The organism is Chelativorans multitrophicus (assembly GCF_011317445.1).
In the GTDB taxonomy this organism is placed as follows: Bacteria; Pseudomonadota; Alphaproteobacteria; order Rhizobiales; family Rhizobiaceae; genus Chelativorans; species Chelativorans multitrophicus.
This window is the reverse complement of sequence record NZ_JAAAPL010000004.1, coordinates 201685-214074: the sequence shown is the minus strand read 5'-3', so window position 1 is coordinate 214074 and position 12390 is coordinate 201685. Positions and strand designations below refer to the sequence as shown.

General features: G+C 61.0%; 11 protein-coding genes and 1 other RNA gene. 5 read left to right on the top strand and 7 right to left on the bottom strand.

From position 1 onward, the window contains the following. Nucleotides 1-6: 6 nt before the first annotated feature. The 5 genes from GNP00_RS19150 to GNP00_RS19130 form a co-directional block, all read right to left on the bottom strand. On the bottom strand, nt 7-279 hold the full coding sequence (locus GNP00_RS19150; RefSeq protein ID WP_011583372.1) for a hypothetical protein: 273 nt from the start codon (nt 277-279) through the stop codon (nt 7-9). A gap of 83 nt (nt 280-362) precedes the next feature. Then, the gene (locus GNP00_RS19145; protein WP_011583371.1) at nt 363-1166 is read right to left on the bottom strand and encodes an isocitrate lyase/PEP mutase family protein; all 804 of its coding nucleotides are present in this window, start codon (nt 1164-1166) and stop codon (nt 363-365) included. Between the two features lie 90 nt (nt 1167-1256). Further along, the gene (gene dut, locus GNP00_RS19140) at nt 1257-1742 is read right to left on the bottom strand and encodes a dUTP diphosphatase (RefSeq protein WP_011583370.1); all 486 of its coding nucleotides are present in this window, start codon (nt 1740-1742) and stop codon (nt 1257-1259) included. A 73-nt stretch (nt 1743-1815) separates the two neighbouring features. Continuing rightward, a complete protein-coding gene (locus GNP00_RS19135) occupies nt 1816-2298 on the bottom strand; it encodes an SRPBCC family protein (protein ID WP_011583369.1) in 483 nt (160 codons plus the stop codon). Beyond that, nucleotides 2295-2609 carry an ArsR/SmtB family transcription factor gene (locus tag GNP00_RS19130; protein WP_011583368.1) on the bottom strand — a complete coding sequence of 105 codons (315 nt, stop codon included), beginning with the start codon at nt 2607-2609 and terminating at the stop codon, nt 2295-2297. The genes GNP00_RS19135 and GNP00_RS19130 overlap by 4 nt, the downstream gene beginning before the upstream one ends. A 151-nt stretch (nt 2610-2760) precedes the next feature. Here GNP00_RS19130 and GNP00_RS19125 point away from each other — a divergent pair, with 151 nt between their 5' ends. Further along, complete coding sequence (locus tag GNP00_RS19125; protein ID WP_011583367.1) at nt 2761-4359, top strand: peptide chain release factor 3; 1599 nt, start codon at nt 2761-2763, stop codon at nt 4357-4359. Between the two features lie 10 nt (nt 4360-4369). On the opposite strand, the gene GNP00_RS19120 is transcribed toward GNP00_RS19125, so the two are convergent. Beyond that, the gene (locus GNP00_RS19120) at nt 4370-4789 is read right to left on the bottom strand and encodes an HIT family protein (RefSeq protein WP_011583366.1); all 420 of its coding nucleotides are present in this window, start codon (nt 4787-4789) and stop codon (nt 4370-4372) included. A gap of 112 nt (nt 4790-4901) precedes the next feature. On the opposite strand from GNP00_RS19120, the gene ffs reads away from it, so the two are divergent. The 4 genes from ffs (at nt 4902) to coaBC (ending at nt 8561) form a co-directional block, all read left to right on the top strand. Next, nucleotides 4902-4999: signal recognition particle sRNA small type (gene ffs, locus GNP00_RS19115), an RNA gene on the top strand. A gap of 105 nt (nt 5000-5104) precedes the next feature. Beyond that, on the top strand, nt 5105-6907 hold the full coding sequence (locus GNP00_RS19110) for a DNA polymerase III subunit gamma/tau (protein WP_011583365.1): 1803 nt from the start codon (nt 5105-5107) through the stop codon (nt 6905-6907). 12 nt (nt 6908-6919) lie between these two features. Next, nucleotides 6920-7243, top strand: coding sequence for a YbaB/EbfC family nucleoid-associated protein (locus GNP00_RS19105; RefSeq protein ID WP_011583364.1), 324 nt, complete (start codon nt 6920-6922; stop codon nt 7241-7243). Between the two features lie 82 nt (nt 7244-7325). Further along, nucleotides 7326-8561, top strand: a complete 1236-nt coding sequence (coaBC, locus tag GNP00_RS19100; protein ID WP_011583363.1) for a bifunctional phosphopantothenoylcysteine decarboxylase/phosphopantothenate--cysteine ligase CoaBC — start codon at nt 7326-7328, stop codon at nt 8559-8561. On the opposite strand, the gene GNP00_RS19095 is transcribed toward coaBC, so the two are convergent. Continuing rightward, entirely contained in the window at nt 8455-12291 is a 3837-nt protein-coding gene (locus GNP00_RS19095; RefSeq protein ID WP_166016219.1) for a hypothetical protein, read from the bottom strand. The two genes, coaBC and GNP00_RS19095, sit on opposite strands and share 107 nt — an antisense overlap. Nucleotides 12292-12390 lie beyond the last annotated feature (99 nt).

The window sequence follows — 12390 nt, the reverse complement described above, 5'->3', positions numbered from 1 at the left end:
CGGCGCTCATTGATCGCCGATCAGCAAGGACGCGCCGACGACGCCCAGGAAAACGAGACCGAAGCCGAAGACGGTGACCAGAAGGTGATTGTGAGAAAGGCCAATCGGAGCCCACCGGCCATAGAGGGCAGGATAGTAGATCGCCGCGCCCAAAGCCGACCATCCACCAGTCGCAACCGAATAAAGCCGTTCGATCGCCTTTGCATTGGGGCGTAAGCCGCGCAGCGCAGCAAACGCCATCATCACCGCCGCACAGATAGCTGCCAGAGCAGGGACCATTTTCCTTCGCCTTGTCGCAACGGCCGCATCTTGTCGCAGCCGGGGTTCCTTTACTACGGACCGCCTGCTCTTGAAAAGGAAGCTCAAACGGGCGCGGAAAACAAATTCTGCAGGCGCGCGAAGGGCATGACTTCGCGGGCATAGGCAAAGCTGCCGCGCGAAAGCATCTCGGCTGCGGCCCTTTCCACGGCGCCGAAGGCCAGGGTCGCCAGTTTCGAGCCGAGCGAGATGCGCTTCACGCCCGCCTCCGCCAGTTCCGTCACGGTGAAACTTGCCACGGTCAGCACATTTACGGGCTTTTTGACAGCCTGGCATATTTCCCGCACCTGCTCGATATCGCTGAGCCCCGGCGCGTAGAGCACATCCGCACCGGCGCTTTCAAAAGCCTGCAGGCGACGGATGGTGTCGTCGAGATCGGGCCGGCCATGGAGAAAGTTTTCCGCCCGCGCAGTGAACACGAAGTCACCCTTGAGCGCCCGGGCGGCCTCGGCGGCGGCCGTCACCCGCTCCACGGCGAGCGAGAAGTCATAGATCGGCCGGGCCGGATCGCCGGTGGCATCCTCGATGGAGCAGCCGGCCAGCCCTGCCGCTTCCGCCGCGAAAATCGTCTCGGCGGCGCTGTCGGCGCTATCGCCCTTCCCGCGCTCCAGGTCGGCCGAAACCGGCAGCGGTGTTGCACCAACGATCTCGCGGCAATGCTGCATCATCTCTTCGAAGTTTACCCCGCCATCCGGCAGTCCGCGCGAGAAAGCATAGCCTGCGCTGGTCGTGGCAAGCGCCTTGAAGCCGAGCGAGGCAAGCAGCTTCGCCGTACCGATATCCCACGGGTTGGGAATGATGAAAATGTCCTGATGCAGGGCGCGAAAAATAGAGCCTTTCCCGGTCATGGCCGTCCCTCCCGATCGCCTGATTTCAATGAGGGATCCACAAGCCGGCCGAGTCAAGAGCCAGCAAGAGCCGTCGTGGCAGATAGGCTGTCAGACAGTACCGGTGGAGCCGAAGCCGCCCGAGCCGCGCCGGGTTTCGCCAGCGCTGGCACGCTCCTCGATGGTAGCGCGGGTAATTGGCGCGATCACAAGCTGGGCGATGCGCATGCCGCGCGTCACGGCGAAATCTTCCTCGCCCAGATTGACGAGCAGCACTTGGACCTCGCCCCGGTAGTCGCTGTCGATCGTGCCGGGCGTATTGAGGCAGGTAATGCCATTGCGCAGAGCCAAGCCGGAACGCGGGCGAACCTGCCCCTCGAAACCCTCCGGGATCTCGAGAATGAAACCAGTGGGCACCAACGCCCGCCTGCCCGGAAGCAGGATGATCCGGCGGTCCTCCGCCACGGCAGCACGCAAATCCATCCCCGCTGCCCCTGCGCTCTCATAGGAAGGAAGCGGCAAGTCTTTGGCGTGCGGCAGACGGACAACGCCGATAGCGGGACCGATGACAGGCATGGAAACGGGTGAACTGGTCATAACTCCTATCTGACGCCGGCAGCCGGACTCGTCAATTCGCCCGCCGTCTTGAGGCAGATTTTTTCAACTGATTTCAGACGATCGTCTTTTCCACCATTTCGGCATAGTTCCTGAGCAATCCCACCCAGCCGCCTTCAGAATCGAAGGTTCCGCGCGCGGCCTCTGCTTCTCCGCCGAAATTCTCCAACAGGCGATGTTCAAGCTCCACACGCGTGGAGTCGGATGTCACCGACACGAAGCGGACCTCTACTTCGGTGTGCAAATCGGGATCGTATTTCCAATCCATGCCGATGCGCCAGGCGAGAAGCACGCGCGATGGCGGTTCCCATGCGAGCACTTCCCCCCACTCGCATTCGCTGCCGTCTTCGCCCGCTTCATACCAGCGGCCGCCCTCGCGCGGTTCGATCACAGCCGATCTAAGCGGCGAAGAACCGATGCTGTGGCTTGCCGGCCACCAGCGGCCAAAGCCGGATGTAAATACTTCAAAGGCCTTGTGCTGAGGCGCCTTCACAGTGACGGAACGGCGCACCGGCGCCGGGATACTGGTCGCATTCATTTATCTCTCCACTCCTGTTCCACCTGTTTCTGGAATTCTTGCAGCGCGGAGCCCCAAAACCTGTCCAACCACGCGCGCATGCGTACAAGCCCGGCCGGGTCGACGTGGTAGATATTGCTCGCCCCCCTGGGCTCCGAACGCACGAGCTGCGCTTCCCTCAACACCTTGAGATGCTGGGAGACTGCCGATTGCGTGACCGGCAGCGACCGCGTGATCTCCGCCACCGAGCGCGGCTGTTCCGCCACAAGCTCGAACACCGCCAGGCGGGTCGGATCGGCAAGCGCCGCAATCTGCGACATTTCATTAGCCATTACTAATGATTAGTGAAGACTGATTATTCTGTCAAGCCCGGCCTGGATCTTGCGATGCTACAATTACGGCCGAGGCTTCCTACATATGGATTTCTGTTCGACAGCGGCGGTCATGACTGGTAAGAGGCCGCCGTCAAAAGGATTTCCGGATATGCCAGAGAGTTTGGCCGACGCTGTGGCGCGCCGCCGTACCTTCGCGATCATTTCGCACCCCGACGCGGGCAAAACGACGCTCACCGAAAAGCTGCTGCTTTTCGGCGGGGCCATCCAGCTTGCCGGCGAGGTGAAGGCAAAGAAGAACCGTATCCAGACCCGCTCGGACTGGATGGCGATCGAGCGCGAGCGCGGCATCTCGGTCGTCACCTCGGTGATGACCTTCGAATATGGCGGCCACGTCTTCAACCTGCTCGACACGCCCGGCCACGAGGATTTCGCCGACGACACCTATCGCACGCTAACGGCGGTCGACTCCGCCGTTATGGTGATCGACGCAGCAAAGGGCATCGAGCCGCGCACGCTGAAACTCTTCGAGGTGTGCCGGCTGCGGGACATTCCCATCATTACCTTCGTCAACAAGCTCGACCGGGAGAGCCGCGATCCGTTCGAGATCCTAGACGAGATCGAACAGAAGCTGGCACTCGATACGGCGCCCATCACCTGGCCGATCGGAAGGGGAAAAAGCTTTTCGGGAACCTATCACCTGGCGAACAACACGATCCGGCACTCGGACGACGATGTGGAGCCGATCAGGGTGAACGGGCCGGAAGCGGAAGCCGTTTCCGGCCTCCTGCCCGAGCACGAGCGCGATACTCTGGTCGAGGAGATGCTGCTGGCAAAGGAGGCCTGCAAGCCCTTTGATCGGCAAGCGTTCCGTGAGGGGCATCTGACACCGGTCTATTTCGGCTCGGCGCTACGTAATTTTGGCGTCCGCGACCTGATAGAGGCGCTGGGCGCCATCGGCCCTGCCCCGCGCGCCCAGGATGCGGACTCCCGCAAGGTGGAGGCGACCGAGGAGAAGATGACGTCATTCGTCTTCAAGATTCAGGCCAATATGGATCCGAACCACCGGGATCGTATCGCCTTCGTGCGCGTGTGCTCCGGCAGGCTGGAGCGCGGCATGAAGGCAAAGCTCGTGCGCACGGGAAAGCCCATCAGCCTTTCCGCACCGCAGTTCTTTTTCGCCAAGAACAGGATCACCGCCGACGAGGCCTTCGCCGGCGACGTGGTGGGCATTCCCAACCACGGCACACTCAGGATTGGCGATACGCTGACGGAGGGGGAGGACATCCTCTTCCGCGGTGTGCCGAATTTCGCGCCCGAGATCCTGCGCCGCGTACGGCTCTCCGATGCAATGAAGGCGAAGAAGCTGAAAGAGGCCCTGCAGCAAATGGCCGAGGAAGGCGTGGTGCAGCTCTTCTCGCCCGAGGACGGCTCACCGGCGATTGTCGGTGTCGTCGGCGCGCTGCAGCTCGACGTGCTCAAGGAGCGGCTGAAGAACGAATACACGCTGCCGGTGGATTTCGAAATGGCGCGCTTCACGATCTGCCGCTGGATCTCGGCTGAAGACAAGGCTGAGCTCGAGCGTTTCATTACCGCGCATCGCGGCGACATTGCGCGGGATCTCGACGAGGACCCGGTGTTTCTGGCGCCACACGAATTCGGCCTCAAATACGAGGCGGAGCGCTGGAAGGCGATCACCTTCACCGCGGTCAAGGATTATCAGGTGAGGGAAAAGGCCAAAGCGGCGTAGCTCATTCCGACTAGAGGCTGCTTTTGATCTTCTCGGCCAGCTGATGGAGCTCTTCCCGCCGGTAGGGCTCGCGCACGCCGTGGCCCCAGACCGGACCCGGCCAGGCGGGGTCGCCCTCGTTGCGGGCGATGACGTGAATATGGGCCTGGCGGACGATATTGCCGAGCGCGCCGCAATTTATCTTGGTGCAGCCGGTCAGATCCTTTAGCGCTTTCGACACCAGATTGGTCTCGAAGCTGAGCATTGCCTGATCGAGGGGCGTAAGATCGTGGACCTCCTCGATATCCGGGCGTTGGGGGATAAGCAGAAGCCAGGGCCAGCGCCGCTCGTCGCGCAGGCGCAGTTCGCACAAGCCCAGCCACGCGACGGGAAGGCTTTCAGCCTCCAGCCGCGGATCAAGAACGAACCCTCCTTTGCTGCCCGGCAGCATTGCCTCCTCTCCTGTTCAAGCAGGGGAAGCTAGAGTGGTGCTGAGGCGCCTGCAAGCCTTTCCTTCATGCTTGGCCTTGCATTTGCCCGCGGGATTGACGATATGGGGTGCGGGAGGTTGGTGGTGGACGCGCCACTCGCCAACCGGGTCAGGTCCGGAAGGAAGCAGCCCTAACGAGCTCCGGCACGGGTCACCGTGCCAGCCTCCCGCCTTTCCTTCCCGCTGCCCATTGACGCGGCTCCCCATCCAAGGGGAAACTCGCCGTCGGGCGAAGACCCGCATCGAGGCCCACATCACGGGAGCGTGGACGAGCAGATGAACGATGTCGCGCAGACGGCAGAAGGCAAGGCCGCCTACCGCGTGCTCGCACGCAAATATCGCCCGCGCGACTTTTCCCAGCTCATCGGCCAGGAGCCGATGGTACGCACGCTCACCAACGCATTCGCAGCCGGCCGTATCGCACAAGCCTGGATGCTGACCGGAGTGCGCGGCGTGGGCAAAACCACCACCGCCCGCATCCTCGCGCGCGCGCTCAATTACAGGACCGAGGCCGTCGACCGGCCGTCCGTCGACCTTTCCGTGCCCGGCGAGCACTGCGAAGCGATTCTCGAGGGGCGCCATGTCGACGTGATCGAGATGGACGCGGCCTCGCATACGGGCATCGACGACATCCGCGACATCATCGAGCAGGTGCGCTACGCGCCGGTTTCCGCGCGTTACAAGGTCTATATCATAGACGAAGTGCACATGCTCTCCAACCAGGCCTTCAACGGCCTGTTGAAGACGCTGGAGGAGCCGCCGCCGCACGTCAAATTCATCTTCGCAACCACCGAGATCCGCAAGGTCCCGATCACCATCCTCTCCCGCTGCCAGCGATTCGATCTGAGACGGATCGATTCTGGCCTCATCAAGCAGCATCTCGCCCATATCGGCGATCTGGAAGGCGTGGATGCCGATAGCGACGCGCTGGCGATGATCGCGCGCGCCGCCGAAGGCTCCATGCGCGACGCCCAATCCATCTTCGACCAGGCAATCGCCCACTCCTCGGGAAAGGTGACGGCTGAGACCGTGCGCGACATGCTGGGGCTTGCGGACCGTGCACGCGTGATCGACCTTTTCGAGCATCTGATGAAGGGCGATGTAGCGGCAGCGCTCGCCGAATACCGCGCGCAATACGATGCAGGGGCCGATCCGGCCGCCGTGCTCACCGATCTGGCTGAGTTCAACCATCTTGTCACGCGCATGCGCTTCGTGCCCGATGCGGCGAATGACGGCTCACTGCCGCAGGAGGAGCGCACGCGAGGACTGGAGTTTTCGAAAAACCTTTCGGTTCGTGTGCTCTCGCGCACCTGGCAGATGCTGCTGAAGGGCATTCAGGAGGTGCAGGGATCGAGCCGCCCCATCTCGGCGGGCGAAATGGTGCTGATCCGCATCGCGCATGCGGCGAATTTGCCTACACTGGACGAAGCGCTGAAAACATTGGAGGGGCTGCCCGCGGGGAATGGAAGCGGGCGCTCCTCAGCCGGCTCTTACGCTCCCTCGCCGCCGGGCAATGGAGGAGCGCAGGCCATATCGAGCCAGCGCATGCCTTCGGGCGGCGGCGGACAGACTATGCGGCTGATCCAGTCTTCACCGGCCGAATATGCCGCGTCTCCCCAGCCAGCGGAAGCCGAAGCGCCGAGCGTCCCCGTGAAGTCGCTGGCCGACATCACCGAGCTGGCGGACGCGAATCGCGATATCGCCTTCAAGGTGCAGTTCAAGCGCTGCGTACGCCTCGTCCAGATCGAGCCGGGCAGGCTTTCGGTCAACCTTACCGAGGACGCGCCGAAGACGCTTCTGGGGGACCTGACGAATCGCCTGCAGAAATGGACCGGGCGGCGGTGGATCGTCTCGCTTTCCAACGAGCCCGGCAGCAAGACGCTGGCCGAGGAGGAAAGCGGGCGTCGCGAAACCGCGCTGGCCGATGCACGCGCCGACCCAACTGTGGCCGCGATCCTGCAAAGCTTTCCCGGCGCGCGTATCCTCGACGTGCGGATACCCGACGCGGCGGCTGAAGAAGAAGCCGAAGGCGCGCCGCCCGAGCCGGACCTTGGCGACGATGACGATGATGATCTCTGATTGGAGAAGAGAATGCGTGACCTGATGAACCTGATGGGCAAGGCGAAGGAAATGCAGGCCAAGTTCCAGGCCATGCAGGAGGAGATCGCCCAGTTGGAATCGGATGGCCAGTCCGGCGGCGGCGCCGTGAAGGTGACTCTTAGCGGCAAAATGGAAATGAAAAAGCTCCAGATCGATCCATCCCTTTTCAAGGAAGGGGAGGTCGAAATCCTCGAAGACCTGATCCTGGCGGCCCACAATGACGCCAAGACGAAGGTGGAGCAGACGATCCAGCAGCGGACACAGGAAATGACAGCCGGTCTGCCCCTGCCTCCGGGAATGAAGCTGCCGTTCTGAGGCCTGCCGCCGCTTTGCAAGGACGCCGAATTCGGCCATACCCTATGCGCCAGTTGAAACCAGGCGTGAAGGAAACGTCCCGTTGAGCCTTTCCGGTAAGCGCATCCTCCTCATTATCGGCGGCGGAATCGCAGCCTACAAGTGCCTCGATCTTATCCGCCGCTTGCGCGAGCGCGGGGCGAAGGTGCGGTGCGTGATGACGCAAGCCGCACAGGAATTCGTCACGCCCTTATCCGTTGGCGCGCTCACGGCTGACCATGTTTTCACCGATCTCTTTGACCGGCAGGACGAGCAGGATGTCGGCCATATCCGGCTGTCGCGGGAGGCCGACCTAATCGTGGCTGCGCCAGCGACCGCCGATCTGATGGCAAAGCTTGCAACGGGCCTTGCGAACGATCTTGCCTCGGCGGTGCTGCTTGCCACCGATAAGCCGGTGCTCATGGCGCCTGCCATGAACCCGAGAATGTGGATGCATCCCGCGACGCAACGAAACTTGACGCAGCTCAAGGCCGACGGCGTGCGCTTTGTCGGCCCCAACAGCGGCGAAATGGCCGAAAGCGGCGAGGCCGGCGAAGGGCGCATGGCCGAGCCGCTGGAAATCGTAACGGCCATCGAAACCATTCTCGACGGCGGGAAAAGGCTCCTTACCGGCAGGAAGATCATCGTCACCTCGGGGCCGACCCGCGAGCCGATCGATCCGGTGCGCTACATCGCCAACCGCTCCTCCGGCAAGCAGGGCCATGCGATTGCCGCAGCACTCGCCGAGCTTGGGGCGGAGGTGCATCTCGTTTCGGGTCCGGTCGCCATTCCCGACCCGAAGGGTGTGGCGACAGTGCATGTTGAGAGCGCGCGCCAGATGCGTGACGCGGTGGAAGCGCTTCTGCCGGCCGATGCGGGCATCTTTGTCGCGGCGGTCGCGGACTGGCGCCCACTGACGGAAGTCGGGGAAAAGATCAAGAAGGACAGGGGGGCGAACCCGCCTCCCCTGAAACTCGCCGAGAATCCCGATATCCTGGCCGGCGTGGGCCATCACGAGAACCGGCCGCGCCTCGTGATCGGCTTTGCCGCGGAAACGCAAAATCTGGTCGAGAATGCCCGCACGAAGCTCGCCAAGAAGGGCGCCGACCTCATCGTGGCCAATGATGTTTCCCATGATAGCGGCATCGGCCGTTCCGGCGTTATGGGCGGCGACCGGAACAAGGTACATATCGTTAGCCGCGACCGCGTCGAGGAGTGGCCGGAGGCAGGCAAGGAGGAGGTCGCCCGGCGGCTGGCGGCCAAGGTGGCGGAACTCTTAAACTCGAAGGCCAGGATGTGAGTGGGCTGAAGCGGAGGGCCGTAGAAAATACCTGAAGGCAGAGAAAGCGGGATTCCTCCCCCGCTTCCCGCATCGCCGCTATCGGCGTCTCCAAAATTCTCAACCCCCGTCGGCGTCGCGTGCCGCTCTTCACTTCTGAATGTTGCAGCAGGCAGAAACCGTCGTGAATAGGCCTGTTCTGGGAAACAGGGCGTTCAAATAATCGTCCTGGAGCTTCACATATTTTTCGAGCGAGTCGTAGTCGACGCCGGCAATCTCGAGCGCATTCTTTTTCTCTTCGGAAATGCCCGGGTAAGTAAGCCTTGTCTTTGCTTCTATACCCGCCTCTTTCAAGATCCTGTCCTCCAGGTAAACGACGCCCCCCCCGTTCCCCCAACCCGAACTGTTGAATTGCTTCGGGCAGGTTTTCCTGATCGAACCAATCGGAAAGGGAAGGATCGAGCTTCCCGGTCAGCATATGGATCGCCTCATGGAGAATGACGCGGCGGCCATTTGGAGCGAAAAGCTTCCCATTGCTCGATAGAAGCTGTTTGTCAGCGATAAAGCTTAGCTCGTTTACCTCAATGTCTGGAACCGTCAGGATCCTAGCCTGAAAATCGCATTCCGGCCTGCATGCCTGATCGCCGCAGACATGGATCTGCCACTTGGCGTCCTCCCCGATTCTGCCGCTGTCAACGGCGCCATTGTAAAGCGATCTAAATGTTTCCGATGTGTCGTAAAGTTTCCGAAGGAAGGCGGCTATTCCTGCCGCGTCTTCGGACGAGAGAACCAGCTTTCCATCCGGGTGCATGCGGCTGACAGAGATATGCTGATTGAAAGTTTGTTCTACGATCCCCGGCTCATGGCGCAAATCTTGATACCCACGTAGTATCTGCTCCACAACCCTGACAGTTTCCGTTCGTGAGACGATCACCGGCCGCGTGCTTTGTTCTGCTTGGAGAGAGGCGGGCAGCGACGGCGCCCTTTCATGCCAGTGCCTGCGTGCATAGGCTTCGGGAACAGCGACATCCAGCGCCTCGGCGGCTGACTCGGAAATGATTCTCAAGACTTCCTTGGGTGCACCGCCTCTGAGCCCGGGCGCATCGCGTGCAGTCTGCCATTGTCCATCAACCTGCTGGAGGCGAATTCTACGGTCCCGGCCGTTGCCTGTCGGATCCACGGGGTTCCAAACCGGCCGCTCCGGAACCGAGGCGGCCGCGTCAAGGGCAAGGCGATAAAGATGAGGCCCGATCTGGGCGTAATGCGCCAGCGTCGACGGATTTTGCCACGTCCCATCCTGCCGGCGCCTCATAAGCTTGGGAATCTTTTCGGGAGGTACCGGCACCATGCGATCGGCAACCTTGGCGATCTCCGAAGAGAGAAGATGCGAGGCATCCAATCCGCCTACGGCAATGCCGTAAGGATCGCCGACGCTCCCGTGTTTGCCAGTCTTGTCGGTGAGCGCCAATGCACGGTCTTCAATACCAAGGTCTGCCAACGCGCGTAAACTATGCTGCGCTTGCAGCCGGAGTGGCGAAGGCAGCTCCTGGTGCGAAAACATGTGCGGCGCCACCAGCCCCCCCGCTATTTCTGCATGTCCTACAACACGGCTGTTTATCGCCAGATGGCCCTCGCCGAAGGTCACGAAGTCCAATCCCAGGCCCAGGGCGCCACCCACAACCTCCGCGGCGTCGCCATCGGCCAGACCGTGAACGATCACATAGCCCGCTCCCAAAAACGGAACCATTGTGATCAATGCCGTTGCCGCACGCTCTCCATCTCCAGCGGCTACTCCGTCCACGGCATTGTATATATTCCCCAAAATCGGAACAGCGCTGATTATCTCTTCTGGGCTCCCATGAACAATGCCTTCGGCGATGCCCATAACGCTTGATATGATGGGCATATTGTCGAGCCAATGCTTCAATTCTGAGAGAGAATTGCTGTTGCCCTGCTTATATTGAGAGACGATTTCATTGATCCTCGCCGTCAACACATCAGGGGTTAAATTCGCGTTTTCGCGACGTAGAGCCAAGCGGGCGCTTGCTGCAAACCAAGGGTGCTGCGGCAGCGCCGCATTGAACTGCGCTTTTGCCGCCCTGTACTTATTGATTTCCTCCAGCCCGACGCTTCCATAACCGCCGTTGAGGTATGGCACCGGCACATGGGGCACGTTTCCGGGAGTGGGAAGGAAATTTTCCGCTGTATCGATGAAGTAATCGAGCAGAGTTTCACCGCCAAAGCGCGGCTCGAAATCCAATTCACCTTTTGGCAGCTTTGTCTTTTCTTGCAGGATTTCTAGCGCGACCGCCCTTCGATCAAAGCGCGGCGGTCCGTCCGCTTCGGTGAGAAGATCCTTTATTACCCCCCTCAGGCCGGCCAATCGCTCAGAGGCTGTACCGCTAAGCTTGATTCCCTGAGTTTTGGCGAGATGAAGCCCAAAGAGGACCCGCGGGTCGATCAGCGTGCTCTCCTGTGAGGGCCACTGCTGCACCAGATTGGAAAATGCCTGATCTAAAGCTTCCTGCGATGCGTATGCGGCAGCAGGCGCCTTACCGCGGGCCATCGCCGCGGTCTTGAGGACGGATGCCATTGAGTGCGCAATCGTCCCGATTGGATATCGGGTATCTTGACCGTGAGCGTCCATCCAGCGCGTCACCATCTCGCGGCGCGCGGATTGCGTCAGGTTCGCAAAGGCAGGCAGCCGCATGAGCGCCGGATCGTCGGCAAGCTCCAGGATTGTCTTGCCAAGCGCGTTAACGATGGCGTTCCCGTCGAAGTAAACACTGCTGGCTCGTTCGCTTGCACTCAGATTGTCAGGCAAGAACAGACGCTGTTGCAGACGTTCATCTTTGAGTGCGCTCACAAACTCTAGCCGCCGCTGAGCGGTCTCGCCGCGGGATCGCTGCTTCAGCGGCGTGTCGCTGCCCACTTGGCGGCTGGCTGCGTAGAGCCTGGCTGCTTTGTTGACCAGCTTTTTCGATCCGACCAGCTTGGCGAGCCGCGAAGGCGTCATATCCATCGCATGATCCAGCTCGGCAATCACCTTCTCGACCTGCTTTGTATGACTGCCCGCATGACGCATCACCGCGATCAGTGCCGCAGTCGGCGTCTCGATACGCGGGCGGGCGCGGGTCAGGTCCAGCCATTTTGCCTTTCCCAATGGAGCCGAAGAGGATGTTTGTGGATGCGCCTTAGGCGCGGAGTGAATTTTCACCTTTCCGCGCGGAGACTCCGAATCCGTACTGCCGATATTCGGCGCCAATTCCCAGGAATCGAACTGCAAGCTGCGCGTCAGTCTGATGCTGGAAAAATTCGAGCCCTCTCGCGCTGCCGCGCCCCCATTATCGCGAACTTTCATTGCATACGATTGAGGCTGCGTTGGCCGCGGCTTTCGATATCCGTTCATGTTTGAGGCGGCGTCAGCACCCGGCAAACGCCACGACGACAGCAGCGTTGCCAGGGTCAGCACGGCTTGCGCCTTTGAATTTAACGGCTTTTGTTTTGGCAGGTGCGTTCCGAGCTGATTAGCGTCGAGGGGGTTCTGGCGGGCGACGGCATCGAAGATCTGTCCCGAAGAATCCAGGGCCGGCAGTGTAAAAACCTGTGGCCGCGCCTTTGAAAGCGCGCCGGTATGGCGCTGTGGCTTCTCCGAAAAGTGACCATGCCAGCCTTGGCTCTTCCTCCCCGTTTGCACTCTGTCATCTAGAATGTGCGAAGTAATTTGTGATTGCTGGCAAATTCTGTTCATTTATTGCTCTGTTACTTGGCGCCGCAACAATTGACGCACACCACGATTATTCAAAAAATAGTTTCGTCCAGCATTGCGGCGTGCAATCCCTGCACGGCA

Excerpts from the sequence above, each read along its gene's own strand:
- GNP00_RS19130 (WP_011583368.1), bottom strand. The coding sequence starts at position 2,609 with ATGGCTAATGAAATGTCGCAGATTGCGGCGCTTGCCGATCCGACCCGC.
- GNP00_RS19105 (WP_011583364.1), top strand. The coding sequence starts at position 6,920 with ATGCGTGACCTGATGAACCTGATGGGCAAGGCGAAGGAAATGCAGGCC.
- GNP00_RS19125 (WP_011583367.1), top strand. The coding sequence starts at position 2,761 with ATGCCAGAGAGTTTGGCCGACGCTGTGGCGCGCCGCCGTACCTTCGCG.
- GNP00_RS19150 (WP_011583372.1), bottom strand. The coding sequence starts at position 279 with ATGGTCCCTGCTCTGGCAGCTATCTGTGCGGCGGTGATGATGGCGTTT.
- GNP00_RS19110 (WP_011583365.1), top strand. The coding sequence starts at position 5,105 with ATGAACGATGTCGCGCAGACGGCAGAAGGCAAGGCCGCCTACCGCGTG.
- dut (WP_011583370.1), bottom strand. The coding sequence starts at position 1,742 with ATGACCAGTTCACCCGTTTCCATGCCTGTCATCGGTCCCGCTATCGGC.
- GNP00_RS19135 (WP_011583369.1), bottom strand. The coding sequence starts at position 2,298 with ATGAATGCGACCAGTATCCCGGCGCCGGTGCGCCGTTCCGTCACTGTG.
- GNP00_RS19095 (WP_166016219.1), bottom strand. The coding sequence starts at position 12,291 with ATGAACAGAATTTGCCAGCAATCACAAATTACTTCGCACATTCTAGAT.
- GNP00_RS19145 (WP_011583371.1), bottom strand. The coding sequence starts at position 1,166 with ATGACCGGGAAAGGCTCTATTTTTCGCGCCCTGCATCAGGACATTTTC.
- GNP00_RS19120 (WP_011583366.1), bottom strand. The coding sequence starts at position 4,789 with ATGCTGCCGGGCAGCAAAGGAGGGTTCGTTCTTGATCCGCGGCTGGAG.